Here is a 25093-nt window from a genome sequence, read left to right as displayed (position 1 = left end):
GTACCCGTTACGCGGGCCTTGCAGTCCAGCGCCAGATGGCAGACGTCGGGCGGCCATGCCGCGCAGGCCGCCGGTTCCCGGGAGTCCCGTTCGACATGATCGTCGCCCTCATCCTCCTCCCCCTCGCACAGGCCGGGCTCGTCCCGGCGGGCTTGAGCGGTGGCGTCATGGTGATGCACGTTGCCGCCCCTGCCGTCGTTGCCGGTTTCGCCTCCAGCTACGTCGCGGGGCTGGTGCACCTGCCGTGAGCCATCGGCGGGCCGCGATAGCGGACGGATGACGGCGACACCGCAAGTCTCCGGCGGCCCGCGACCGAGGCCCGAATTGACCGGGCGGGCACGGGATGACCACCCTCGGGCTTCGCGGAACTCGTGAGGCACGCCATGGCCGATGCGCTCCCTGATATCCTTGCAGAGCGGCTCGCGGTGGTCTTCTGCGGGATCAATCCCGGCATGACGGCGGCCGCCGCCGGCCATCATTTCGCCGGACGGAGCAATCGCTTCTGGCGGGTGATCCATCTCGCCGGCTTCACGCCGGAGGAAATCCGTCCCGAGAACGACCGCACGATCCTGCGGTACGGATGCGGCTTGACCACGGTGGTCGAACGGCCGACGGCGCGGGCCGATCAACTGTCGATGCAGGACTTCGTCGCTGCCGCCGGGCATTTCGAACGCAAGATCGCGCGCCATGCGCCGCGTTTCGTCGCCTTTCTCGGCAAGGCGGCGTATTGCGCGCTGTCCGGCCGACGGGACGTCGCCTGGGGACCCCAGCCCGTCCCCCTCGGCGGCGCCGCGGCGTGGGTCCTGCCCAATCCGAGCGGACGCAATCTGGCGTTCAGCCTCGATCAGCTGGTCGGCGCCTATCGTGAGCTCCACCAGGCGGCGGACCAGAGCCGACCTTCGAGAGAAAGCCTGGCGGCCGATTGAGAGCACAGGCCGGCCACCGTCGATCAATCCCGCCCCGGATTGGGAGGGAGGTTCCGCGCGCCTCAGCAGCGGCATTCATTCGCATGCAGGTCCTGGGGCGAGGAGGCCGTCTCGTTCGTCCGATGCCTTAGACGACCTCCATGAGCACGACCTTGGGGACCTCCGCGGCCAGGTGATCGATGAAGGCGCGAACCGACGGCAGCAGGCCCTGTCGATAGGGCATGAGAGCCGTGAGCGTGGAATCGCCGGCGAGCCAATGCGGGAGGACACGGCGCAGCCGCCCCGATCGCAGGTCGTCGCGGCAGATGTAGCCCGGCAGGGCCACGATCCCGAGACCGGCTATGGCCGCCTGCTTGAGACCGATCATGTCGTCGCTCAGAAGGCGGGGCGTCAGTGGCATGACCACCTCGTCCTTGCCCTCGCTCGAATGGCGCAGCCGCCAGCTTGGGGCGACCCCGGTCCGCATCATGAAAAGCGACGGATGCCGGGCGAGATCCTGCGGGGTCTCCAATCCGCCATGGGCGTCGAGATAGGCGGCGCCGGCGAAGAGGAACCAGGGCGCTGGCGCCAGCGTCCGTTGCACCAGCGTCGAGTCCGGCAGCGGCGCGGAATGGGCCCGGATCGCGACATCGAAATTCTCGCCCACGATGTCGACGGCCTGATCCGTCGCGTGACCGACGACGTTCACCTTCGGAAACCGGACGAGGAAGTCCGCGACCATGTCGCGCATCGCGAACTGCGCCGTCGCCATGCCGGCCGTGAATCGCACCGTGCCGGTCGGCTCGGTCAAGCGATGACGGATCGCGGTCTCCGCCTGCTCCGCCTGCTGGAGCATGGCGACGGCATGCCGATAGAACTCCTGGCCGGCGTCGGTCATTCCGAACCGCCGCGACGTGCGATTGAGCAGGCGAACGCCGAGCTCGGCCTCGAGCTGCTGGATCCGGTGGCTCAGCGTCGACTTCGGGATGCGCAGCGTGCGTCCCGCCGCCGTGAAGCCGCCGCGGTCCACCACCTGGACGAAGTGATGGAAGTCGTTGAGATCGAGCACGCCCCCTCCATCGTCCAACATGTCGGACGCTGAGTTGGCATTTTGCCGACTTCTTAGCCGAAGATCCAGCGCCTAGGTTTCCGCCGTCGCCGCCGAACGGCCGCGACCCGGGATGCGCCGCGGTGGCCCGCCCGGGACCGGCAAGGGAGCATCCATGGAACGGCGTCAGTTCCTCCAGGCGGCAGCGATCGGAGCAGCGGCGACCGTCATGGGACTCGCCCCCTCGCTCGCCGCCGCATCCCAGCCAAGCCGACCGCAGGAGAAGGCCATGACCGACCAAGCCCGCCCCTATGAGGCGCTCACGTCCGAGAACGCAGCGCTCATTCTCGTCGACCACCAGATCGGCCTGATGACCGGCGTGCGCGACTACTCGACGGGAGAGCTCAAGCACAACGTCGTCGCCCTGGCGAAGGCGGCCAAGGCGCTCAACCTTCCGATCGTGGCCACGACCACGGCGCGCGACAGCCTATGGGGCCCGACCTTTCCCGAGCTGGTCGAGGCGCTGTCGGGCGTCGGCATCATCGACCGCTCGTCGGTGAACGCCTTCGATGATCCGGCCGTGGCGCGCGCCATCGAGGCGACCGGCCGCAAGAAGCTGATCTTCGCCGGCATCTCCCTCGAAGTCTGCGCCGCCTTTCCGGCCATGACAGCGATCGGCAGAGGCCACGATGCCTATGTCGCGGTCGACGCATCCGGCACCTTCAGCGAGACCAAACGCGAGGCCGGTCTCCTGCGCATGCTCCAGGCCGGCGTCATCCTCTCCGACTATGCGACGCTGATGGTCGAGATCCTGGGGGATAACGGGCGGCCCGAGGCCGGCGCCGTCTATGCGGCTCTCGACATGCCCTGGGCCAAGCTGGTCGGGCAGATCGCCCAGGCGCGCGGCAAATGACACCGGGCCGCACCTCGGCCGGCCCGACACCATTCGAGCGATGAGAGGACGATGACAATGATGCTCAAGCTCCTTGCAGGAGCGGCCATGGCCGTTGCGGCGATGGCCGCGGCGGGATCGGCGGAGGCCAAGGGGACGGACAAGGCGATCGTCCTCGTCCATGGCGGCTTCGTCGACGGGTCGGGTTGGGAAGGCGTCTACACCATCCTGAAGAAGGACGGCTACGACGTCACCATCGTCCAGAACCCGACGATCTCGCTGAAGGGCGATGTCGCGGCCACCAGGGCTGCGATCCATGCCCAGACCAAGCCGGTCATCCTCGTCGGCCATTCCTATGGCGGTGCGGTGATCACCGAATCCGGCACCGACCCGCAGGTCGCCGCCCTGGTGTACATCACGGCGTTCGCGCCGGACCAGGGAGAGTCGGTGGCCAAGCTCACCTCCAACCCCGCCCCCGGAGCGCCTGTGCCCCCGATCGTGCCGCCGGTCGACGGCTTCCTGGCCCTCGACAAGGCCAAGTTCGTCGCCTCCTTCGCCGCGGACGTGAAGCCCGACCTCGCCCGCTTCATGGCCGATTCCCAGGTCCCCTGGGGCCTCGATGCCTTGAACGGGGCGATCACCGAGCCCGCCTGGAAGAGCAGGCCCAGCTGGTACCTCGTGGCAACCGACGACCGGATGATTCCCGTCGACGTCCAGCGGATGATGGCCAGGCGCGCCGGCGCCAGGACCGCCGACCACGCCGGCAGCCACGCGATCTATGTGTCGCAGCCCGCCGCGGTCGCGAAGTTCATCGAAGCCGCTGCCTCGCAGACCCGATAGCGCCCGCAGCCGAACCGGACCTCACGCCGTCGGCGGCAGCGCGGCCTTCAACATCGCGATGTCGAAAGGCTTCTTGAGGACGGGGCAGTCCGCGAACCGGGACTCGATCCCGGACGGACCGTAGCCGGTGGCGAAGGCGAACGGCAGGCCGCGCTCCCTCAGGATGTCCGCGACGGAGAAGGATGTCTTTCCGTCGAGATTCACGTCCAGGATCGCAAAGTCCATGGCGCAGGTGCGCGCGAACTCCACCGCCGGCGCGAGCCGCATCGCCAGGCCCACCACCTCGTGCCCGAGCTCGTTGAGCATGTCCTCGATCAACAGCGCGATCGTCATCTCGTCTTCGACGACGAGGATGCGGAGCGGCCCGACCACCCCGGCTACTCCGCCGCGTCCGGCGACAGCGGTGCGTCGATCGTGCACACCAGGCCCTCGGGCCGGAAATCCAGCCGGACCTCGCCGCCCATCTCCGCCGTGAGGCCGCGTTCGATCAGCCGGGAGCCGAAGCCGCGCCGCGCCGGCGGCGACACGGGCGGCCCGCCGCTCTCCCGCCACTGCCAGCGCAGGCGGGGCCCGCCCTCGGCCTCCTCCACCGCCCAGGCCACCGAGACCTTGCCTTGTGCCGTCGACCAGGCGCCGTGCTTCACCGCATTGGTCGCCAGCTCGTGCGTCGCCAGCGCCAGGGACAATGCGGTCTTGGACGACAGCGCCACGGCCGGGCCCTCGATCACGCATCGCGCCTGCTGACCGACGCCATAGGGTTCCAACGCCTGCTCCAGCACATGCTCCAGCGACGCCCCGACCCAGCGCTCGCCGGTCAGGAGATCGTTGGCGCGGGCCAGGGCCACCAGCCGCGCCGTGAACGCCGCCTGCGCCGCCCCGCCGTCGTTCTGGCCGCGGAAGGTCTGGGCGGCCATGGCCTGGATCATCGCCAGATTGTTCTTCACCCGATGGTTGAGCTCGTGGACCACCAGGCGCAGGTGCTCCTCCATCTGCTTGCGTTCGGTCACGTCGCTCGCGGCGCCGAACCAGCCCGTGACCTCGCCCTGCCCGTCGAGCAGCGGCACCGCGCGCGAGAAGACCCAGCCCACCGCTCCGTCCGCCAGGCGGACGCGATGCTCCATCTGGAAGGGCGACTTGCTGCGGATCGCCGCGGCGATGGCGGCCAGGATCTGCGGCTGGTCCTCCGGCAGGAGGTAGGCGTCGATCCAGGCGATGCTGGGCGCATCGGTATCGGCCAGGAAGCCGCGCCCCTCCAGCGCGCGCATCTCCCGCCAGTCCGGGCTCATCTGATAGACCACGTCCGAGGTGGCGCTGACCAGGGCGCGGAACCGCTCCTCGCTGTCGCGCAGCTGACGGCGGCTGCGGGCCCGCTCGAGATTGGCCGCAAGCCGGGCGATCAGCTCCCGGGCGCTGAAAGGCTTGACGAGATAGTCGTCGGCGCCGGCGTTCAGACCTTCGATCGTGGCCTCCTGGCCGGCGCGGGCGGAGAGCAGCACCACCGGCAGGTCCGCCGTGGCGGGATCGGCCCGCAGGGCGTCGAGCAGACCGTAGCCGTCCAGCCCCGGCATCATGACGTCCGCCAGGACGATGTCCGGCTTCGCGGAGCGGATCGCCGCGAGCGCCTCGTCGCCGTCGGAGGCCAGCCTCACCCGATAGCGCTGGCCGAGCAGCTGGCGCAGGTATTCGCGCATGTCGGCGTTGTCGTCGGCCACCAGGACGCCCGGCCGCGGCCCGGCCTCCGGCGGCAGCGACGCCTCGACGCCGTCGGTTCCCACGGCATCCAGCCAGCGCAGCGCCTCGGCGACGAAGGCCTCGACCCGGATGGCGGTGGAGGGCTGGCCGCGGCCGGTCTCGATCCGGTCCCTGGGCAGATGGCCGCGCCCCAGCGGCAGGCGGACGATGAAGGTCGTCCCCTCGTCCGGCCGGCTCTCCACCGCGATCCGGCCCTTGTGCTGATTGACCATTTCCTGGACCAGGGCCAGGCCGATGCCCGTGCCTTCATGGGTGCGGCCGCGGGTTCCCGCAACCCGATGGAACCGCTCGAAGATGCGGGGCAGCTCGTTGTCCGGAATGCCGACGCCGCTGTCGCGGACCGTCAGCACCGCCTCCCGGCCTTCGGCGCTCACCGCAACAGTGATGCCACCCTCGAAGGTGAACTTGAAGGCGTTGGACAGGAGGTTGAGGACGATCTTCTCCCACATCTCGCGGTCGACGAAGACCGGCTCGGAGAGAGGCGGCGCTTCGATCGACAGGGTGAGGCCGGCTTTCTCGCAGGCGGAGCGGAAGCTGCTGGCGAGGTCGCGGGTGAAGGCCGAAAGATCGGTCGGCTGATAGACGGCCTCGATCCGCCCGGCCTCGACGCGGGAGAAGTCCAGGAGGGCGTTGACCAGCTTCTGCAGCCGCAGCCCGTTGCGCGCCGACATGTCCACCCGCTCGCGCTGCCTGGCATCCAGGGGATGGTCCCCGTCCGAGAGCGCGTCTTCCAGCGGGCCCAGCATCAGCGTCAGCGGGGTGCGGAACTCGTGGCTGATGTTGGAAAAGAAGGTGGTCTTGGCCCGGTCGATCGCCGCCAGCGCCTCGGCCCGCTGCCGCTCCGCCTCATAGGCCCGGGCATTGCCGACGGCGGTGGCGATCTGGGCGGCCGCCAGATCGAAGAAGGAACGATAGTCGTCGTCGAGGCGCAGGCGCGGGCTCGCGCCGGCGACGAGAAAGCCGACGAGCCGGTTAGCGACCATGAGCGGGACCACCAGGGCGGTCCGCGGCGGATCGCGCCACGGCCCCGGCGGCAGCCGCGCGAAGCGCCGGTCGAGATCCTCCACCGTCACGGCATGCGCCCCGGCCGCGACGTCGGCGAACGGCCAGGCTGCCTGCTCTGATCCCAGCTCGACGACCTCGGGGACCGCCGGATCGCCGGCCTGCGCACCGGCAACGGCGGCAAGGCGCGCCTGCAGGCCGTCCTCCTCCATGAGATAGATCAGGGCGAAGGGCACGTCATAGGCGTGGGCGGCGAGCGCCTCGGCCATGTGGGCGCAGGCGGTCTCGGCGGACCGGGCGTCGCCGGTGCGCGCGCCGAGGTCCCGCAACGCGGCGAGGCGGCGCTCCCCGACGATCTTCTCGGTGATCTCGCTGACGGTGGCCAGCACGCCGCCGATGCCGCGCGGCGCCGCTGGGTCGGGCGTGGGGCTGTAGGCGAAGGTGAAGTGCGTCTCCTCGTCGAACCCGTGGCGGCGCACCTCGAGCTGGATGTCGTCGGTCCAGCTGGACGGGCCGCCGTGGAACGGCGTGTCGATCAGCGGCCCCAGGATGTGGGCGACTTCGGGCCAGACCTCGCGGAAGGGCCTGCCGAGCGCCCAGGGATGCTTCTCGCCCAGAACCGGCCGATAGGCATCGTTGTAGATCGAGATGTAGTCGGGGCCCCACCAGAGCAGCTGCGGGAACCGGTTGGCCAGCATCAGGCTGACCATCGTCGTCAGCGCGATCGACCATGTCTGCGGTGGTCCGAGAGGGGTCGCCGCCCAATCCTTGGAGCGGATCAGCCCGCCCATCTCGCCACCCCCCTGGAGGAACGCCGGGGCCAGCGGCTTGGAAAGCTTCACGTCCACCTCCGCCCCCTGATGACTGCCTGCGAGCTTCCTTTGCGACACCCTATCGTCCGCGCCACGGCAGGCAAAGGCCGCGGAGGCACGGCCCGATCCGGCGGGAGGCGCCCTGTCCACATCGGCCGCGGCGTTCGCGGGTCGGTCGAAAGCGCTGTGGGGCGAGGCATCGGGGCGATATCCGTCACGGTCTCCGGGGTCGCGCGGGTGGTCCCGGCGCTATTGAATTCAGATGGGGCGCCCCAGGTTCCCGCGATCGCCGGCGCGCGCGGGCATGCGCGGCTGCTCGACGGGAAAGCGCGATGGCCGAGATCCTGAGGGCCAACGGCAGGCTCGGCCGCCGCCGGGCTCAAAGGCTCCCGCCGAAATTGCACAGGTTGCAGACAAGCATGTATGATTGTCCTATCCTTCATACCTGACTCGGCTTTTCCAGTGATGACCGCCTCGATCCAGCACCTGTTCCTCAATCTCGATCGCGCCGGCCCCATCCCGCTTTACTACCAGATCGCCAAGCGGCTTCGCGAAGCGATCGGCAGCGGCGAGCTCGCCGCGGGCACGCGAATCGAGAACGAGCAGACGCTGGTGGAGCAGCTCGGCATTTCACGCCCGACGATCCGCCGGGCGTTCCAGGACCTAGTCGACGAGGGGCTGCTGGTGCGCCAGCGCGGCATCGGCACGCAGGTCGTCGGCGGCCAGCCGCTTCGCGAGATCAACATCTCAAGCCTGTCGGACGACCTGCAGCTCGGCGAGCACGACCTGTCGACCCGCGTTCTGCTGCACGAGCAGATCGTGCCCGCGCGGGAGATCCTCGACAAGCTCGGTCTGCCGCCGGAAACGACCGTGCTGCATTCCCGCCGCCTGCGGTTCAGCAACGGGGTGCCCTTCGCGGTGTTCGAGGATTTCCTGCATCCGGACTTTCTGTCCATGACGCAGGACCAGCTCGAGATGCACGATCTCTACAAGATCATGCGGTCACGCGGAACGATACCCAAGGTCACACGACAATCGGTCACCGCCCGCACGGCCACCAAGGAAGAGGCCAAGCTTTTGCGCATGGCGAAATCGACCCAGCCGGTGCTTTCCGTCATCCGCACCGTGTTCGATCAGTCCGGCCGCTCCGTCGACATCGGCTGGAACGCCTATCATCCCGACATCTACTCGCTCAACATGACGCTGGTCGAGAAATAGGCGCCTGTCCCGAAACGGCAGACCCCGCTTCTGATCGGGCCGGACCGTGGCTTGGGGCGGTGGACTTCGACGTATTGTCCCTCACCCCTTGACGGCGCCTCCGGTGGTGCCCGTGGCGATGTGCTTCTGGACGAAGAAGCCGACGATGATGAGCGGCACCATCGTCGCGGTCGCGGCGGCGCTGCTGAGGCCCCAGTCGACGGAGATCGCCCCGACGAACCCGGCAATGCCCACCGGCAGCGTGTAGGTGTCCAGGTTGGTCAGCTGCAGCGAGAACAGGAGCTCGTTCCAGGAATACTGCATGCTGAGCACGAAGGCTGCCGCGACGCCCGGCAGGATCAGCGGGAACAACACCTTCCAGAAGGTCTGCATGCGCGTGCATCCGTCGATCAGGGCCGCCTGCTGCAGCTCGGGCGGGACATCGCGGAGAAAGCCCATCATCAGCCAGATGACGAAAGGCAGGTTGAGGGCGACATGCGCGATGGTCGGGCCGGCCAGCGTGCCGCGCAGCCCGATCGCGTTGATGATGACGAAGAGGGGCAGCAGCATCGAGATGACGGGCACGAGCTTGCCGAGAAGGAAGCCGTTGGCGATCGTGTTGGCCGAGCGCAGCCGGAAGCTCGTCAGCGCATAGGCCGCGAACGTGCCCGTCACGATGACGATGACGGTGGAGGCGAGCGCCACGATGACGCTGTTGACATAGTAAAGGCCGAAGTTCGCCTTGGTGAAGGCGTTGACGTAGTTGTCGAGCGTCGGGGTGAACACGAGCCTCGGCGAGACCGTGAAGATGTCCTTTGCCCGCTTGAAGGAGTTCAGCACGACCAGGGCGATCGGAACCACGGTCCAGAAGGCGAACAGGATCAGCACGGTCCAGATCGCGATCGAATGGCTGCGTTTTCTGCCCATGGCCTCAGATCTCCGCCTGGTGCGCCGGATTGCGCATCAGAGGCGCGAACAGCACCGCGAGGCAGATCAGCGTGACGATGGAGACGGCCATGGCGAAGCCCATCTGGCTGTTCTCGAAAGCTTCCTTGTAGGCGTAGACGCTGAGCGTCGTCGTCGCGTTCGCCGGGCCGCCGCCCGTCAGGCCGTACACCAGATCGAAGGTGCGGAAGGCGTCGGTGCCGCGGATGAGGATCAGCACCGTCAGCACCTTGGCCATGAGCGGCAGGGTGATCTGCACCAGCATGCGCAGCGCGGAAGCCCCGTCGAGCCGCGCCGCCTCGTAGAGCTCCTCCGGAATGACGGTGAGGCCTGCCGAGGCAACCAGGATGATGAACGGCGCGGTGTGCCAGACATCGGCGATCACGATGCAGACCAGCGCCGTGGCCGAGCTCGTGAGGCCGCCGAAATCCCGGAGCCCGACCAGGCCCAGGAGATAGGAGAGGAGCCCGTAGGTCGGGTCGTACATGTAGCGCCAGATCAGGCTGACGATGATCGGCGAGATCAGGATCGGCATTGCGAAGATGGCGCGCAGGACATTCGCCGCCCTGGGGCCGATCTCCTTGAGCAGCACGGCGATGCCCACGCCGACACCGAGGCACAGCGCCAGCGACAGCGCGGTGAGCAGCACGGTGTTGAGCAGCGCGCGCAGCGCGGACGGGTCGGAGAAGAAACGCAGATAGTTCTCCAGGAAGACGAACGTCATGCTCCCCTCCTGGCCGAGGCTGTAGTCGAAGAAGCTGGCGTAGAAGGCAAAGCCGAGCGGCAGGATCATGACCACGATGATCGCCGTCGCCGCGGGCAGCAGCAGGAGAACCGCCAGCTGCTGGTCCCGTCTGAGATAGGCGCTCTCGGCCCGCGGAGACTCTTGTGAAACGACCATGGCGATCCGTCCGCACGTGCGATTGCATTGCCGAGGCCGCCCTGCGATCGACGCGCAAGGCGGCCTCGCCCGGCAGTTCTCTCAGAATTTGGCGGCCAGGGTGTCCTGCACGTGCCTGAGCATGGCGGCCGGATCGTCCCCATTGGTGACGACGCCGGAAAGCCCGGTCGCGAGCGCATCGAGCAGCTGCGGCGCGGCGGGCTGCAGGGGCAGCGTCACGCCGCTCGCGAGAGCCTCGTTGGCGGCCGCCAGCCAGGGCGCCCGCCTGGCGATGTCCGGATCGGACGACAGCGACGCACGGAAGCTGATGAAGGACGGATCGGCGGCGCTGATCTCGGCGAGCGCCTTCCTGCTGGCCAGCCAGGCCGCGAGCCTGAAGGCCTGGTCCTTGTTCCGGCTGTCGGCCGGGACGGCCCAGGCCCAGGTCTGCAGCAGGCCAGCGGGATGCTTGCCGTAGGGAATGACCGAGTATCCCAGCTTGCCCGCGGTGTTCGATTCGTCCTCGTCCTCCAGCGCCTTGAACAGGCCGGAAGCGGTTATGCCCATGGGAGCCTGGCCGAACTGGAGTGCCTTGGCCACCTCGTCCCAGTGCCAGCCATTGCTGCCGTTGAGGCTGCTCCCGGCGAGCTTCTGCATGAAGGCGACGGTCTCGACGACGGCAGGCTCCTGCAGCGCCAGCTTGCCGTTGCCGTCGAAGAAGCGTCCGTCATTGCCTGCAAGCAGGATCGCCATGATGTTGCTGATGGCCGCCCCCTGGCGAAACGGCAGAGCGATGCCGGTGCCCGCCTGCTTGAGCTTCTCGGCGGCGGACAGGAGTTCGGGCCAGGTCCTGGGCGGCGCGATGCCTTGGCCGGCCAGCGCGTCCTTGTTGAAGACGAGCAGCGGCGTCTGGGCGAAATAGGGGATCGCCTGCAGCGAGCCTTTCGCGGTGTAGACATCGAGGCCGGCCTTCGAGAAGTCGGCGAGGTCCCAGCCCTCGCCGGTCAGCTTCACGTCCTTCACATAGTCGTCGAGCGGCGTGAGATAGCCCGCGGCCGCGTATTCGCGAAACCATGCCTCCGGAACGTAGATCAGGTCGTATTCGCCGGTCCTGGTGCTCATGTTGAGCATCTGCTTCTGCTTGAGCTGGCCATAGTCGATCGCGTCCAGCTTGACGGCGATGCCCGTCTCCTTGCTGTACTCGTCGAGCAGAACCTTCTGCGCGTCCGCCTGCGGGCCGGCCCAGCGCGAGACGGTGAGCGTCACGTCGGCCGCGCGAGAGGCTGCGGTCAGGCCGCCGCCCGACAGCGCGAAGCTCGCCAATGCAAGTCCCAGAACTGCTCCCTTCGGCATCCCATGCATCGAATCCTCCCTGGCGTGCGAGACAGACATCGTTCTTGTTGAAGGGCAGAGCCCTCGGCGTTCCAGTCTTCGGTCAAATCCTGCCCGGCGCCTGCCGCTCGAGCGTGCCCACCTGCCGGCGGATCTCGTCCATGGTCTCCATGACCTCGATGGCAAGATCGAAGGGATGGAGCGGCGAGTCCGTCAGCCCGTCGGCGACATGCTGGGCGACGGCCGCGGCCTCCCATGCGAGCCCGTCCCGGAACGCCAGCCCGGTATCGTTCGCGAACGGGATGCGGACATCGCCCTTGCCGGGCGCCACGAGCTCGAAGCCGGCCGGGACCGCGAACCATGGATTGACCTCGATCCGGCCGGCGGAGCCGCACACGCTGGCCCGCGCCGGGCTGAACGCCATGAGAGTGGTGCTGAGCACGGCCTGCGCGCCGCCGTCATAGCCGAGCACGATCGCCGTCCGCGCGTCGACGCCCGTCGGCGTCAGGTTGCCGACTGCCGTGATCGCCTTCGGCTTGCCGAGCCAGAGATGGCTGAACCAGACGGGATAGATGCCGAGATCGAGCAGAGCCCCGCCCCCGAGCGCCGGATCGTAGACGCGGCCGTGCGGATCGGGCGAGCCGCGCGTGCCGAAGTCGGCGAGCACGAGCTCGATGTCGCCCAGCACGCCTTCGTCCTTCAGCCGCATCATGACATCCGTCTGGGGCAGGTAGCGCGTCCACATCGCTTCCATGGCGAACACCCCTGCCCTTCTGGCCGCGTCGCGGATGTCGCGCGCTTCCGCCGCCGTCAGCGCCACCGGCTTTTCGACGAGAACGGGCTTGCCGGCGGCGATTGCCAGCAGCGCGAGGCGCCGGTGCTCGCTGTGCGGGGCCGCGACATAGACGATGTCGACCTGCGGATCCGCGACCAGGGCCTCGTGGCTCTCGTGCCAGCGCCCGATGCCGTGCGCCTCGGCGAAGGCGCGGGATCGCTCCGGCGAACGCCCGGCAACGGCAACCGCGCGCTGGTCGGTGTGCGCATGCATGGCGCGCACGAAATCGCCGGCGATGTCGCCGGGCGCGAGCACGCCCCAGTTGAGGACCGCGCCGCCGCGAAGCGGTGCGACACGAGGCTGCGGGAGGGCGGACGGAAATTGTCTCATAAGTTCGATGTATAGTATGTTCTAACAAAGTCAAGCCGCCGCTTGACGGTCCAGCAGCATTTGTGCTTACATTCTGTCATTCTCTCATGGCGCTGTCCCTGTCGGATCGACACGCGCCCTTCTCCCGAACACGATCGAAAGGACGCGACATGCCTCACTCCCTGGGCGTCATCCTGGTCGGCTGCGGCGGCATCGCGCGCAGCCATGCCTTCGCGCTGTCGAGGGTGCCGAATGCCCGCCTCCTGGCGAGCGTCGACATCGACGAGGAGGCTGCCCTGCGCTTCAAGACCCGTTTCGGGTTCGAGAGCCATTCGACCGATCTCGACGCCGTGCTGGCGCGCAAGGACGTGGACGCCGTCGTCATCGCCACCTCCTCCAAGTCGCACGGCGCGCTCATCCGGAAGGCGCTGGAGGCCGGCAAGCACGTGCTCGTCCAGAAGCCGATGACGGCGTCGATCGAGGAGGCCGAGGCGGCCCTCGCGCTCGCCGAGAAGACCGGGCTGAAGCTGATGGTCTCCTTCTTCGAGCTGTTCCTGCCACCGGTCGAGCGGGCGCGGCAGATCATCGAGGCCGGCCTCATCGGCGAGCCGTTCCTGTTCAAGGCGATGATGGCCTGGCACACGCCCGACGTGACGGCGGGCTGGCGCTTCGACCCCGAGCTCGCCGGCGGCGGCGTCATCCTCGACGGCAACGTCCACCACGTCTCGAACGCGCTCTACCTGCTCGGCAATCCGAGGATCGAGAGCGTCTATGCCGAATACGGGGCGCTGACGGCCGACATCAAGGTCGAGGACACCGCCGTCATCCTCATCCGGACCGACAAGGCGATCCTCGAGATCTCCGGCTCGAACCGCCTGCAGGAGCCCGGCGGCGCGACATCGGCCTTCAAGGATTGCTGGGCCGTGTTCGGCACGAAGGGCACGATCCAGTGGGACGCGGCGGCCCGGCCGACCTTCCGCGTCTTCACGAGCGAAGGCCAGGCGCTCGATCCGCTGCTGTCGAACGGCTGGGTGTCGCCGAAGCTGCCGGTGATACCGCCGGACCACCGCGAGTTCTCCATGCACATCAATGGCGAGGAGAGCCCCTGGGTGCCCGAGCATCAGCACTTCGTCGACGCGTGCCTGAACGACACGCCGGTGCGAAGCGACGGCCGCTTCGGCCTCGCCACGCAGCTCATCCTCGATGCGGCCTACAAGTCGGGCAAGGCCGGACGCAAGCTCTCGATCGAGGAGGCGCGGTCATGACGGCACGCCGCATCATCGACGCGCATTGCCATATCGGCCGCACGGTCGCCAACGGCATCGGCCAGGATGTGGAGACATGGCTCGCCGCGATGGACGGGGCAGGCATCGACCGGGCGATCATCTCGGTCGCGGCCGGCGGCATCCAGGCCGAGGGCCTGGCGGATACGCGGCGCGCCAATGACGTGATCGCCGAGGCCGTGCGTCGCCATCCCGCGCGCTTCCCGCTGGGGCTCGCCAGCGTCGAGGTCCGTCACGGCCGGGCCGGCCTCGGCGAGGTGCGCCGCGCTCTCGACATCGGGCTGAGAGGGCTGGTGTTCCATGCCACGTTCGAAGGATTCGGCCTGGACTCGCCCGTGTTCGCCGATCTCCTGAAGGCGCTCGGCAACGAGCCGGCGCTGGTGCTGCTGCACGCCACGACCGACGCCCGCTCCGACCCGCGCGCGATCGGCCGCGTCGCGCAGGACTTCCCGCACCTTCTCTTCATCGCGGGCCACCCCGTCTTCACCGAGGAGCAGCGTGCGCAATGCGTCGGCGCCGTGCGGGCCAACGGCAATCTCACCCTCGACCTCGCCTATCAGGACGATCCCCGGACGACGGAATTCTTCGTGCGGGAGGTCGGCGCGGACCGTATCGTCTTCGGCAGCGATGCGCCCTACTTCGAGCCGCGCCGGGTGATCGCGTCCATCGAAGCGGCGGCGATCTCGGCTCCGGACCGCGAACAGATCTTCAGCCTGAATGCGCAACGCCTGATCGACCTCGCCTCGGCCGGCGCCGGCTCCTGACGCCCCACAACCGGCCGGGTCGGCTCCACCGGCGCCGGACTCACCCGCTCGGCGGGTTGAGCAGGAACACGACGAAGCCGCGGAACCACGGGTTCGTCGCCAGCTCGGGCGGCATCTGCCATTCGCCGCCCTGCAGGAGGCCGATGCGGAACGGGATCTGCAGCCGGTCCAGCCTGGCGAGATAGGCCGCATAGCCCGGGATGACCCGGCGCCCCTGGTAGATCTGCAGCACCACCTCGTCGACGACGCCGGCCAGCGCGGCCAGGCCCGCCGGATCGCCGTTGGCGCTCCAGTCGAGCAGGCCGGTGACGCCGAGCCGGCAGTCCGCCGGCAGGCGACGCCGCAGATCCGCGAGGAACTGCGCATAGTCCTGCAGGTGGCGCGTGCGGGCGTCGAAATCGATCTGCAGGCCGGCGACTTGGTTGCCGGCCGCGCGCCAGCGCGCCAGCTGGGCCAGGACCTGGCCATAGACCTCGGGCGGCCAGCGCAGCGTGCCGACGCGCACCACCATCCACAGCTCCGACCCGCGCACCCGCGGGATGGCCGGCCGCTGCGCCACGAGGCGGACGGGATCGCCGGCCGCGACCTCGCTCTGCAGGAGATAGAGGCGGCGCGCCTGCGCCAGCACCGGCTGCGGCCTGACGCCGGCCCACAGCCAGAAGGCGTCGTAGCGGCCGGCATCGACCATGTCCTCGGCCGCGGCCGGACTCGCTGCAGGGACCGCCATCAGCGCAGCGACGATCGGCCCGGCGAGCCGCATCGCCCGGCCGCAAGCCCGGACGGGCCGCCTACCAGTAATAGGTCAGGTCCTTGGCCCAGGGGGACGCGGGATAGTCCTGCTTCAGCCGGCGGAACCAGGCCGCACGCTCGCTGCGTGCAGCGCCGGCGCCGCCGCAGGCATTGTTGCCGGCGGGCGCATAGCACCTGACCGCGCGATAGAGCGCATAGGCCTTGTCGGCCGCCGCCGCCTTCGGATCGGCGATGATCGCCCTGTAGGTCTCCAGCCGCGCATAGGGCTTGCCGGGAAAATCCGACGGAGTGCCGCCGAGCTCGGTCTTCGGCGGCTGCGTGTCGAGGAACAGGCCGTCATAACCGCCGACGCGCATGAAATCCGCCAGGCACAGCCGCGCCTTGGCGTCCTGCGGCGCGCGCGCCAGCCGCGCCTGAATCTCCCTGAACGCCGGGCAGTCATAATCCCCGACGACGTCGGGTTTCGAGAACACGCCGACCGCCACGTCGCCCGTCAGGCTGCCGAAATTGCCGTCGGTGGGCTGCGCGGCCGCATCCGCCGGCACCAGCGCCAGATCCTGGGCGAAGTCGGCGTGGGAGCCGCGCGTCGCCTCCTTGTAGAGCAGGGTGAAGAGGGCGAGGTCGCGTTCGTGCTGCGGCGCGTCGGCGGCCTTCGCCTGCTGCCGCAGCAGGGCGGCATCCGCCACATTGGCGAGCAGGATGGCGCGGATCGCCGCGTTGCGCACCGGCGATCCCGCCGCGAACACCTTGTCCAGCGCGCCGGCGCGCTCCTCGTGCAGGGCGATCGCCAGCTCCAGAGCCGGGCGCTGGAACGGTCCGGTCGCGCCCGTCAGCATGTCCGCCCAGAAGCCGCGGGCGTTGCGGTCGGCAAGCGCCTCCAGCGCCATGCCGCGCAGCATCTGCCGGCTGAACTGCAGGGGCCCGAACGAGGCCTGCCGGGCCGCATCCGGGATCAGGCCCAGCACGGCCCTGGGCTGCTTCTGCACATAGAAGGCGTGGAGGGCGAGCAACTCCTCGAACAGCGCCGGATTGCCCGAGAAGGCCGGGCGCTGCGCCTCGAGCTCGGCCGGCGTGATCCGCGTGTCCTTCCCGCTCTTCGCCGGCGCCCGCATCCGGGCGAGATCCATCACCGCCAGGAGGATCGGATCGCTCGTGTCCGCAGCCTTGAGGCTGGGCAGCAGCTTGTTGTCGATCTCGTCGGCCAATACCCCGTCGTCGAGCCCGCGGGCCGGCGCATCCAGGGCGAACAGCGCCGCATACTCGGCCGCGAGCTTGTCCCTCCGCCCGCCCAGCCAATCGACACGGCGCAGCAGGCCCCGCGCCGATCTGATATAGGCGCCCTGCGGATAGGCCTGCAAATAGGCGCCGAGCGCCGTTTCCGCCTCGGCGACCAGCGCCGGCGCGATCGCGTCGGCGCCCTTGGGATAGCCGTAATCGTCGAAGGCGCCGACCTGCACCCGGTTCACCTCGACCCGCCCGAGCATGTAGCGGCCAGTCTCCTTCAGCCAGGGCACATCCGCCGTGCCGAGCGCGGCGAAGCGCGCCGATGCATCGGCGAAATTGCCGGCATAGAAGGCCTGCGCACCCTGGAGATAGGCGAGGAACGCCTTGCCCGGCGCCGACCGGACCTGATCCGCAATGCCGTCGGGCAACCCTGCGCTGCCGTCCGCGCAGGTCGGCGCCAGCCCCTTGCGCGCGGCGATCAGGGCGGCCCGCTCCGCCTCCGGCACCGGCGCGGCGTTGATGACAGCCTCGAACCCCTCCGTGCCGGCCTCGTTGCTGCGGCACCGGGAGCCCTCGCCCGAGGCATAACCGCCGTCGAAGGATTCGCCGGGACCGGAAAACAGGCGTGCCTTCAGGCTCGGCCAGTCGAACAGCGGATCATCGCCGCCGCCCTCCCCGGCCCCCGCCGGCGCCACGAGCGCCGCCTTCGGGCGCGGATGCAGGTCCGCCAGCAGCAGCACGAGGTTGACGCGGGTGTCGTTGCCCGGCGCGAGCATCGCCATGTTGCCGCACGCGCTGAAGGTATCGTGGGCCAGGGTCCAGGATGGCGAGCAGGTGAAGTCGCCGCTCGCCCGGGCTGGGTGCTGGCCGGCTAGGGCGAGGAGCAGGGCGACGGGGAGCGCGGCGAGTAGGCGGGTGGGGAAGGATGGGGTCATGGCGTCGCCCGGGGCTCCGTGCGGAAAGGCCGTGGGAAGGAGACGGAGGTCATGTCGCGGTCCAAGGCATGGCTGGGATCCGCTGGTATCCCGGGCGGCGTCGGCAGGCAGCATCCGGCGGAACACGAGACTCCCCCAGAGAGGGTCAAACTCTAGATTTTGGGCGCAGCCCTACCTTACGATCACATCATAGGTGAACGTGATGCTCACCCTGCCATTCCTGTACGCCGCGACGTCCAGCACGTCCTTCCCGCCGCCCGCCTCCACCGTCCAAGCATAACTCACCCTGCCCGTCTCCGGATCCGACTTTGTCTGCGGTTCCGGCAATGTCGTCTCGCGCCGGAGGGTCTCGACGAAGGCGGCGACGTCGACAGTATCGGCATGCATCCCGCAGACAACCTGATACTTGGCCCGGCGCCCGGTGAAGTAGGCATCGATGGCGAAGTTCGAGCCCTGCTCGGGGAGCTTCCAGAAATGGATGTCGTCGGGGTCCCGCGTCGGGTCTTCCGGCGCGACGGGCCCGTCCGGATGGACATAGCCGAGGCCGCGCGCCCGCGCATCCAGCGCCTCGGCGGAGACCGGCTTGCCGGCGCAGGTCTTCTGGAACATCTGGAAGAGCCTGCCGCCATTGTCTTCGGCCGAAGCCTCGCCGATGCCGAACGCAGCCAGGAGCGCCGCCAGGGTGAGAAGACGCATGCTGGAACCCTCCCGTCCGTCTTCCGCGCTCATCCGGATGGAGGCGCGGTTTCCGCCATCGTCGCTGAACGCCCGACAATTGGATAGCGTCCGCTTTCGAGAATCGCCGGATTGGCCGGGGCCGACCGGAATGGACACCGGGCAGGCCCCCGCCTCCGTGCACCTGTTCCACTCCCCCGTCATGCAGTACGGCCCCACCGACAAGGCGGGCCACGACCGTCATCCCATCACCCCCGGTCATCGAGCGGTGCGAAGCGGACCACGCTCAGGCGCCGCGCGGGCTCGGCCGCGTCGCCATCCCGCTTCGCCCTCTCGCCACCGGCTTCACGCGGATCGGAGGAAGCTCGTGACGGCCCCCACGAACCGGTCCGGCTGCTCGACATTCAGGATGTGCACGCCGGGAAGGAGGACCAGCTCCGCCTTCGGGATCGTGGCGGCGATCGCCTTGCTGTGGCTGGCTCGCGTCACGGTATCGTCCTCGCCGCCGATGACCAGGGTCGGCGCCGTGATCAGCGCGATGGTCCGGCGCAGATCCACGTCCCGCAGGGCGGCGTAGCATCCGGCGAGCCCGTGCGGCGGGGTGGTCAGCACCATGGCGCGGAATTCGTCGACGATCGGGTTCGGCGCGGCCAGCATCGCGGCCGGAAACCAGTTGCGCATGAAGCCGTCGGCGATGGCCTTCATGTCCGTGGCCGCCAGCACCGTGCGGATCTGCTCGTCGAACGGCAGCTCGGAGGCGAGCCAGGACGCGGTGTTGGACAGGATGAGGCGCTCGATGCGATCGGGCGCATGGATGCCCAGCCATTGCCCGACGAACCCGCCCAGCGACAGGCCGAGAAAATGCGCCCGGCGGATGTCGAGAAAATCGAGCAACTCAACCACGTCGCGGCCGAGCCGGTCGAGCGAATAGGCGCCCATCGGCGCGTCCGACGCCCCATGGCCGCGCAGATCGTAGCGCAGAAGCCGGAAGGACCGGCCGAGCTCCGGCACGGACCGGTCCCACATGTGCAGGCTCGTCGCGATCGAGTTGGAGAGCGCGAGCACCGGCCCATCCTCCGGGCCGTCGATGCGGTAGGCGATCCGGCAGCCGTCGCCCGTGGTGAAATGGTGGGTCTCGCTCATCGCTTTGCGTCCTTCCGTCGGTGAAGCCGCCCGGCTCCGGTTCCAACGCAGGCTAGGACTCGCCCGTCGCGGAAAAAATTACTAAGATCGGCCAATCTCTGTCGGTTTTTTGGACAATGGAACGGATCAAGCTCCACGATCTCAGCTGCTTCCATGCCGTGGTGACCGAGGGCAGCTTCCAGGCCGCGGGAACGGCCCTGAACCGGTCGCACCCGTCGGTGTTCGCCGCGGTCGCGCGCCTCGAGCAGCAGCTCGGCCTCACCCTGCTCGACCGCAGCGGCTACCGCGTGGGCCTGACGGATGCCGGCCGCATGTTTCACACGCGGGCGCGGCTGGCGCTCGGCGAGCTCGACCATCTGCAGGCCTATGCCGACCAGCTCGCCAGCGGCGAGGAGACGGTCTTGCGCGTCGTCATCGGCGATCTCTGCCCGCGGCCGCCGATCCTGCAATGGCTCAGCACGTTCTTCGCCGACCATGCCGGGACGCGCCTGCACCTGGAATACGAGGCCGTCGGCGGCCCGCTCGAGCGCCTCGTCGACGGCGAGGCCGACCTTGTGTTTCATCGCGCGGAGCCGTCGGATCCGCGTCTGGACCGGATCGAGCTCCATGATGTGGCCCTGGCGCCGGTGGTCGCGCCCGGCTTTCTGCCGTTCAGGCCTTCGAGCGATATCACGCCGGAACAGATGCGGCCCTTCACGCAGTGCGTGATCCGCGATACGGCGCGGCGGCCGTCATCCGAGAGCTTCTTCCTCGTCGAAGGCGCGCACCAATGTTCCGTGCCCGACCAGCTGATGAAGAAGGAGCTGATCCTTCACGGCCTGGCCTGGGGCCATCTGCCGGCATGGCTGATCGAAGACGAGCTGCGGGACGGCCGATTGATCGGCATCGCCGGTCCGCACCTGCCGGGCCGCACGGATCGCCTGGCGGCGGTCCGGCTTCGCCGAAGCTCGCACGGACCGGTCGCAAAAACCCTATGGCGCCAGCTCCAGGACCAGCGGCCCGCGCTCGATGGGCAGGCCATCCCGTAGCCCGGAGGCCCCGCGGAAATTATGCTGCAGTCCACTCCCGGGTTTCCATGGCACGCATGGGCGGCCGGCATCGACCGCCGGCAGGCCTGGCGATCACACGCCCAGAGTGCCAGCCTTCGCCGCCGCATAACGGGCCGCGACCGAATCCCAGTTCAGGACGTTCCACCAGGCCGTGAGGTAGTCGGCGCGGCGGTTCTGGTATTTGAGGTAATAGGCGTGTTCCCAGACATCATTGGCCATCAGGACACGCCCACCCTCCATCAGCGGCGTATCCTGATTGGGACGCGTCGTCAGGCCGAGCTTGCCCGCCTTGTCCACTGTGACCATGACCCAGCCTGAGCCGAACACGCTCAGACCGCCGCGGTTGAAGTCGGCCTTGAGCTTGTCCATGCCGCCGAGATCCCGGTCGATCGCGGCCGCAAGGTCTCCCGTCGGGGAGCCGCCCTTGCCCCCCATGAGCGTCCAGAACATCGAGTGATTGGCGTGTCCGCCGGCATTGTTGCGGACGGCGGTGCGAATGCCGTCGGGCACCTCGGCGAGCTTTGCCAGCAATTCCGGCAGCGGCAATGCCGCGAGCTGGCCATGATCCTTCAGCGCCGCATTCAAGTTCGTCACATAGGCGGCGTGATGCCGGTCGTGATGGATCGTCATCGTCATCGCGTCGATCGATGGCTCGTTCGCGTCCGGGCCATACGAGAGGGCCGGCAGGGTGAACGGGCCTGACGCGGTCTGCGCCTGGCTCGGCCGCCACGGGAGGCAGGCGGCGAGGGCGATGCCGGCGGCACCGGTCAGCAGCGAACGGCGGGAGACGATCGTCATGGCGGGCTCCTTCGCGTTTCAGCGTTCGGGTCGAGGCGACGCGGGACAGCCACAAGACGAACGGGATCGTCCGGGGCTGACCAATGGCGAAACACTAGCGCAATCGCGGTGCGCGCGTCAGGGGACTGCACCCCGCTAGTGAGACAGAGGACCGAGAGTGACATGGGTTTATCCAGCGGCTGTGACGCTCCGCTTGGCCCTCGCTGCGGACCGCACCGCTGCAGCCCGGCGTCGCACGGGTTCGATTGCGCGGATCCTGCATCGCCCAAAAACAGTCACCGTCGGGATCTAAGCTGAGGCGCTCCTCGATCGAAGAGCGCATCCGATCCGACGATGCAGAGCGAGCCGCACTACTGGTTTCCCGCCAAGCGCTGGGGCTGGGGTTGGGGCTTGCCGATTTCGTGGGAAGGTTGGCTGGTGCTCGCGGCGTTTGTCGTTCTCGTCGTGGCCGGCGTAGTCCTCTTTCCACCGGCCAGGGAGTTCGGACGCTTCATCGCCTATACCGCCGTTCTCTGTGTCCTGCTGATCGCCGTGGCCTGGCTCAAGGGCGAGCCGCCTCGCTGGCGTTGGGGCGGGGACTGACCGCGCCGGCCGCCGGCCATCGACGCTGCGGAACACGGACGGCCCGCCGTCGAAATCGTCCCTGTGGCGCCGGCTTCAGGACCGGCGGCCTGCGTTCGATCGGCACGGGGCTGCGGACGATCGGCAGGCCGTTCCGTCGCCCGAGGCCATTGGCCGGCCAAAGCGTTCCCGCTGTAGGATTTTCGCGACAACGATGCGAAGAGGGGCTGCTTGCCGATGGGCGAGCCTGATCGCCAGCCCCTGGCGGCGTCGCGGAGGAGAACAGTCGTGACCGAGACCTTTGTCGTCTATGGAGCATCAGGCTCGGGATCTGTTCCGATCGAGGCAACCCTTCGTCTTCTCGAGCTGCCTTACCGCATCGAGGAATGCGCGCCCTGGGAAGGTCGGGAGGAAGCCGACAAGCTCGTTGGCATCAATCCCATGCTGCAGGTTCCGGCGCTGGCGCTGCCGACCGGCGACGTGATGACCGAAAGCGCTGCGATCCTGATCTGGCTGGCCGATGCCCATCCCGACGCGCGGCTTGCGCCGGCCTTGACCGAGTCGACGCGGCCGGCGTTCCTGCGCTGGATGACCTTCGTATCCTCGGCCATCTATGCTCTCTATTGGATCTCCGACAATCCCTCCCGCATCGTCGAACGCGCCGAGGATCACGCTGCCGTCAAGGCTCGCCTGTTCGACCGTATCGCTTGCTGCTGGCACTTGATGGGGGCGCAGTTGCGTCCGGGCCGCTACCTCCTCGGCGAGGACCTGTCGGTTCTCGATCTCTATGTGGCCACGGCGTCGCGCTGGTCGCCGGGGCGGCGGCGCTTCTATGAGGTTGCGCCCGGGCTGGCGGAGACAGTGCGCCGCGTGGACGCCGACCCTCGGCTGACGGCCATCTGGGCGGAACGTTTCCCGTTTGTGCAAGGCTGCGATCAAACAGCCTAATCCGCGAGTGCACGGTGGAATTCAGACGGGCAATCCGATTCGAGTAGTGATCCTACGAGCAAGCTTTTCGAAGTCGTCATAGGCGGCAGAAACAGCTCCTTGGTGCCCGCCGATAGCTCCGTCGCCGGGTCTGAGCTTAAACATCGGCTTGCGGGCTTCCTGCGCCATCGCGATGAGAGAGCGATAGTCCTTCAGTCGCCCAAGCGATAGAGCTTCGTCGGGGATTGCGGGGTTCTCCACTGCGCCACGATAGGCAGCCGGAATTTTCGTGATCCATTTCTGAAACGCGCGCACCACACCGTCCGCGAATTCGGTATGTCGGGAAACCACATAGCCGATCGGCTGCATCCCACCCGGAGGAAGCGTGAAATCAAGTTTGGGCGCGCGGCTGAGGCGATCCTGCCATTCCGCCCGCCATAATTTCAATCGACCACCAACATTCTCAAGGCCACGGACGGAGAAAAGGTCCGGGGCGACAGGAATGACTACGAAGTCAGCGGCAATCAGCGCGGCTCGGTTGAGCGCACCGAAAGTCGGCCCGACATCGATAAGGGCAAGGTCAGCTTTATAACGTTGGCCAGCGTCCTTAATGATGCGGTGGAAGGCAGAGGTGACCCGAAAAGCCCTTTCATCCCGGTCCACACACCGCGGCCAAGTTGCAGAGAGCTCATCCTCGAAATCAGATAGGAGCAAGTCACCTGGTACGATGGCAAGTCGCTCAGTCACCTCAAGAGGGTCGAAGAAACGCAGATCACCGACACCGCGCTTCACCGGCTCTACTGCTGTGTAGATGGTATCCGGTTTCCCAGACTCGTAGATGCGCTCGATCACGTCGTCCTTGAAACACATTGCTGTAAGATTGGACTGCGGATCGAGGTCGGCCATAAGAACACGCCTCCCTAAGTCCGCATACATCCACGAAAGATGGTAGATTAGTGAGGTTTTGCCAACGCCACCCTTGTTGTTGAAAAACGCGACAGATTTCATCGCACTGGCTCCACCTTGAATAAGGTGAAATTGGCCTCAAACTGAGATCCAAGCGGCGGATTGCCGTTTTCCTCCAATGCTTTCCGCGCTTGCACAAGACCAAATCCAAAGCGCTCGACGACTCCGAGATTCTTGAGTCCCTCGGCCAGCAGTGGGTTGCGATAAGCTGTCGCATTTTGCCAAATAGTGTCCGGAGTCACCTCACCGAAAAGCCCTCCCGGGTTGATGATCTCGATGCGATCAGAATACCAGTAGACCTTCGCAGGCATTGTGCTGCCATCATACGACCGGTGAAGGAGCGCATTGCGAACCAGTTGCTCCAGAGCCTCTATTGGATAGTCCGGTTGCTCTCGCCGTTGCGACCCTCCGATCGTTGTGGTGGTTTTCAAATTGAGCCGCATGAGCTCCTCGATCTGCCGAACCTGATCAGGGACGGCCCCACCAATTTCCTTCTGGTCCATGATCGGATCAGTCAGATTCGATCCGTCTAGGCGAAGAAATTGGATGTATGCACCAGGAAAATAGGCACGAGGATCCTTGCCCATAAGCAGCATCGCAGCATTAACTGGTTTGCCTTCGCGCGACAGGAGCCGAAGCGCGCGGAGCTTATCCTCAGTCGTTCGACCATTTTGACGTCGAATCTCAGGGGAAATCGCAGAGGGTACATACTCGGACTCGAATCTGATTAGATCCAAGTCATCCAGCGACGCGTCAAGACACGGTCGAGCGTCGAAAGCGAGATTGTGCCAGATCTGCTTCTCAGCAAGACGACGCTCCTCCTCAGGCGTCGCCGTCCCGCGCCGAGGGCCGACCCGAATCCAGGTGCGTCCATCGACCCGCACCGGTGGCTGCGTTGACGGTGCAACTTCGACCACCGCAACGACACAGCCGTCAATCTCCTTACGTGCTACCGACATGACCGGAAACGGGAGAATCTGGCCGTCGCTTCGGAGGCCGCCGAGTGTATTCAGGAGTTCGTCTCCAACGTCGATCCCTGCACAGGTGCCGTCATCATTCTGGCCGACGAAAACAACGCCAGGGAGTCGACGGCCCGGAAGATCATTGGCGAAGGCGCAGATTGCCTGCCGGATCCTGTCCCCGTTCGATCTGTAGTCGCGCTTTCTCTCGACACGATCCGACTCCAAATCGCGAAAAAGCGAAGTGATTTCATCGTCCGTCAGCATCAAGTCCTCCAAGGCGAGACACTACCCTGGAGCGACGTTCGCC

The 25093-nt window shown here is 67.6% G+C and carries 24 protein-coding genes and 1 pseudogene; 11 read left to right on the top strand and 14 right to left on the bottom strand.

What is annotated here, in order from left to right:
* Positions 1-95: 95 nt before the first annotated feature.
* Together QO011_RS07450 and mug are read left to right on the top strand one after the other, a co-directional pair.
* Positions 96-248, top strand: a complete 153-nt coding sequence (locus tag QO011_RS07450) for a hypothetical protein (RefSeq protein WP_307269774.1) — start codon at positions 96-98, stop codon at positions 246-248.
* 135 nt (positions 249-383) lie between these two features.
* Positions 384-926 (top strand): G/U mismatch-specific DNA glycosylase, encoded by a 543-nt coding sequence (gene mug, locus QO011_RS07445; protein ID WP_307269770.1) that lies wholly within the window; start codon positions 384-386, stop codon positions 924-926.
* A gap of 127 nt (positions 927-1053) precedes the next feature.
* On the opposite strand, the gene QO011_RS07440 is transcribed toward mug, so the two are convergent.
* A complete protein-coding gene (locus tag QO011_RS07440; protein WP_307269767.1) occupies positions 1054-1974 on the bottom strand; it encodes a LysR substrate-binding domain-containing protein in 921 nt (306 codons plus the stop codon).
* A 112-nt stretch (positions 1975-2086) separates the two neighbouring features.
* Between QO011_RS07440 and QO011_RS42520 the strand changes: the two are divergent.
* The 3 genes and pseudogenes from QO011_RS42520 to QO011_RS07430 form a co-directional block, all read left to right on the top strand.
* Positions 2087-2200, top strand: a pseudogene (locus QO011_RS42520) (twin-arginine translocation signal domain-containing protein); the annotation flags it as partial.
* 42 nt (positions 2201-2242) lie between these two features.
* Positions 2243-2866 carry an isochorismatase family protein gene (locus tag QO011_RS07435; protein ID WP_307269763.1) on the top strand — a complete coding sequence of 208 codons (624 nt, stop codon included), beginning with the start codon at positions 2243-2245 and terminating at the stop codon, positions 2864-2866.
* A gap of 102 nt (positions 2867-2968) precedes the next feature.
* Positions 2969-3685 (top strand): alpha/beta fold hydrolase, encoded by a 717-nt coding sequence (locus tag QO011_RS07430; protein WP_307270922.1) that lies wholly within the window; start codon positions 2969-2971, stop codon positions 3683-3685.
* 21 nt (positions 3686-3706) lie between these two features.
* Here QO011_RS07430 and QO011_RS07425 read toward each other — a convergent pair whose 3' ends face one another.
* The gene (locus QO011_RS07425; RefSeq protein WP_307270919.1) at positions 3707-4018 is read right to left on the bottom strand and encodes a response regulator; all 312 of its coding nucleotides are present in this window, start codon (positions 4016-4018) and stop codon (positions 3707-3709) included.
* 44 nt (positions 4019-4062) lie between these two features.
* The gene (locus QO011_RS07420; protein ID WP_307269761.1) at positions 4063-7281 is read right to left on the bottom strand and encodes an ATP-binding protein; all 3219 of its coding nucleotides are present in this window, start codon (positions 7279-7281) and stop codon (positions 4063-4065) included.
* A 435-nt stretch (positions 7282-7716) separates the two neighbouring features.
* Between QO011_RS07420 and QO011_RS07415 the strand changes: the two genes are divergently transcribed.
* Positions 7717-8469 (top strand): GntR family transcriptional regulator, encoded by a 753-nt coding sequence (locus QO011_RS07415; RefSeq protein WP_307269758.1) that lies wholly within the window; start codon positions 7717-7719, stop codon positions 8467-8469.
* An 81-nt stretch (positions 8470-8550) separates the two neighbouring features.
* On the opposite strand, the gene QO011_RS07410 is transcribed toward QO011_RS07415, so the two are convergent.
* The 4 genes from QO011_RS07410 to QO011_RS07395 form a co-directional block, all read right to left on the bottom strand.
* Positions 8551-9375 (bottom strand): carbohydrate ABC transporter permease, encoded by an 825-nt coding sequence (locus tag QO011_RS07410; RefSeq protein ID WP_307269755.1) that lies wholly within the window; start codon positions 9373-9375, stop codon positions 8551-8553.
* Between the two features lie 4 nt (positions 9376-9379).
* The gene (locus QO011_RS07405) at positions 9380-10294 is read right to left on the bottom strand and encodes a carbohydrate ABC transporter permease (protein ID WP_307269751.1); all 915 of its coding nucleotides are present in this window, start codon (positions 10292-10294) and stop codon (positions 9380-9382) included.
* Positions 10295-10375: 81 nt separating this feature from the next.
* The gene (locus QO011_RS07400; protein WP_307269748.1) at positions 10376-11635 is read right to left on the bottom strand and encodes an ABC transporter substrate-binding protein; all 1260 of its coding nucleotides are present in this window, start codon (positions 11633-11635) and stop codon (positions 10376-10378) included.
* 73 nt (positions 11636-11708) lie between these two features.
* On the bottom strand, positions 11709-12695 hold the full coding sequence (locus QO011_RS07395; protein ID WP_307269745.1) for a Gfo/Idh/MocA family protein: 987 nt from the start codon (positions 12693-12695) through the stop codon (positions 11709-11711).
* Between the two features lie 224 nt (positions 12696-12919).
* Here QO011_RS07395 and QO011_RS07390 point away from each other — a divergent pair, with 224 nt between their 5' ends.
* On the top strand, positions 12920-14014 hold the full coding sequence (locus tag QO011_RS07390) for a Gfo/Idh/MocA family protein (protein ID WP_307269742.1): 1095 nt from the start codon (positions 12920-12922) through the stop codon (positions 14012-14014).
* Complete coding sequence (locus QO011_RS07385) at positions 14011-14796, top strand: amidohydrolase family protein (RefSeq protein ID WP_307269740.1); 786 nt, start codon at positions 14011-14013, stop codon at positions 14794-14796. The genes QO011_RS07390 and QO011_RS07385 overlap by 4 nt, the downstream gene beginning before the upstream one ends.
* 40 nt (positions 14797-14836) lie before the next feature.
* On the opposite strand, the gene QO011_RS07380 is transcribed toward QO011_RS07385, so the two are convergent.
* The 4 genes from QO011_RS07380 to QO011_RS07365 all read right to left on the bottom strand — a co-directional run bounded on the left by QO011_RS07380 (position 14837) and on the right by QO011_RS07365 (position 19523).
* A complete protein-coding gene (locus QO011_RS07380) occupies positions 14837-15523 on the bottom strand; it encodes a DUF3142 domain-containing protein (RefSeq protein ID WP_307269737.1) in 687 nt (228 codons plus the stop codon).
* 61 nt (positions 15524-15584) lie between these two features.
* The gene (locus QO011_RS07375; protein ID WP_307269734.1) at positions 15585-17705 is read right to left on the bottom strand and encodes a PA5441 family protein; all 2121 of its coding nucleotides are present in this window, start codon (positions 17703-17705) and stop codon (positions 15585-15587) included.
* Positions 17706-17876: 171 nt separating this feature from the next.
* Positions 17877-18539: a hypothetical protein gene (locus tag QO011_RS07370; RefSeq protein WP_307269732.1), complete on the bottom strand. Its 663-nt coding sequence runs from the start codon at positions 18537-18539 to the stop codon at positions 17877-17879.
* A gap of 186 nt (positions 18540-18725) precedes the next feature.
* Positions 18726-19523, bottom strand: a complete 798-nt coding sequence (locus QO011_RS07365; RefSeq protein ID WP_307269730.1) for an alpha/beta fold hydrolase — start codon at positions 19521-19523, stop codon at positions 18726-18728.
* 116 nt (positions 19524-19639) lie between these two features.
* Here QO011_RS07365 and QO011_RS07360 point away from each other — a divergent pair, with 116 nt between their 5' ends.
* Complete coding sequence (locus QO011_RS07360) at positions 19640-20551, top strand: LysR family transcriptional regulator (protein ID WP_307269729.1); 912 nt, start codon at positions 19640-19642, stop codon at positions 20549-20551.
* Positions 20552-20644: 93 nt separating this feature from the next.
* Here the strand turns inward: QO011_RS07360 and QO011_RS07355 are convergent, their stop codons facing one another.
* A complete protein-coding gene (locus QO011_RS07355) occupies positions 20645-21370 on the bottom strand; it encodes a superoxide dismutase (RefSeq protein WP_307269727.1) in 726 nt (241 codons plus the stop codon).
* 333 nt (positions 21371-21703) lie between these two features.
* On the opposite strand from QO011_RS07355, the gene QO011_RS07350 reads away from it, so the two are divergent.
* Entirely contained in the window at positions 21704-21952 is a 249-nt protein-coding gene (locus QO011_RS07350) for a hypothetical protein (protein ID WP_307269724.1), read from the top strand.
* A gap of 267 nt (positions 21953-22219) precedes the next feature.
* Positions 22220-22879 carry a glutathione S-transferase family protein gene (locus tag QO011_RS07345; RefSeq protein ID WP_307269722.1) on the top strand — a complete coding sequence of 220 codons (660 nt, stop codon included), beginning with the start codon at positions 22220-22222 and terminating at the stop codon, positions 22877-22879.
* A gap of 21 nt (positions 22880-22900) precedes the next feature.
* Here the strand turns inward: QO011_RS07345 and QO011_RS07340 are convergent, their stop codons facing one another.
* Together QO011_RS07340 and QO011_RS07335 are read right to left on the bottom strand one after the other, a co-directional pair.
* Complete coding sequence (locus QO011_RS07340) at positions 22901-23866, bottom strand: ParA family protein (RefSeq protein ID WP_307269718.1); 966 nt, start codon at positions 23864-23866, stop codon at positions 22901-22903.
* Complete coding sequence (locus QO011_RS07335) at positions 23863-25050, bottom strand: RNA/DNA-binding domain-containing protein (protein WP_307269715.1); 1188 nt, start codon at positions 25048-25050, stop codon at positions 23863-23865. Before QO011_RS07335 ends, QO011_RS07340 begins: the two co-directional genes overlap by 4 nt.
* Between the last annotated feature and the right edge of the window lie 43 nt (positions 25051-25093).

The sequence above is a fragment of the Labrys wisconsinensis genome (genome assembly GCF_030814995.1).
Classification (GTDB): domain Bacteria; phylum Pseudomonadota; class Alphaproteobacteria; order Rhizobiales; family Labraceae; genus Labrys; species Labrys wisconsinensis.
Note: the sequence above shows the minus strand (reverse complement) of the source record. Positions and strands in the feature narration are given on the sequence as shown.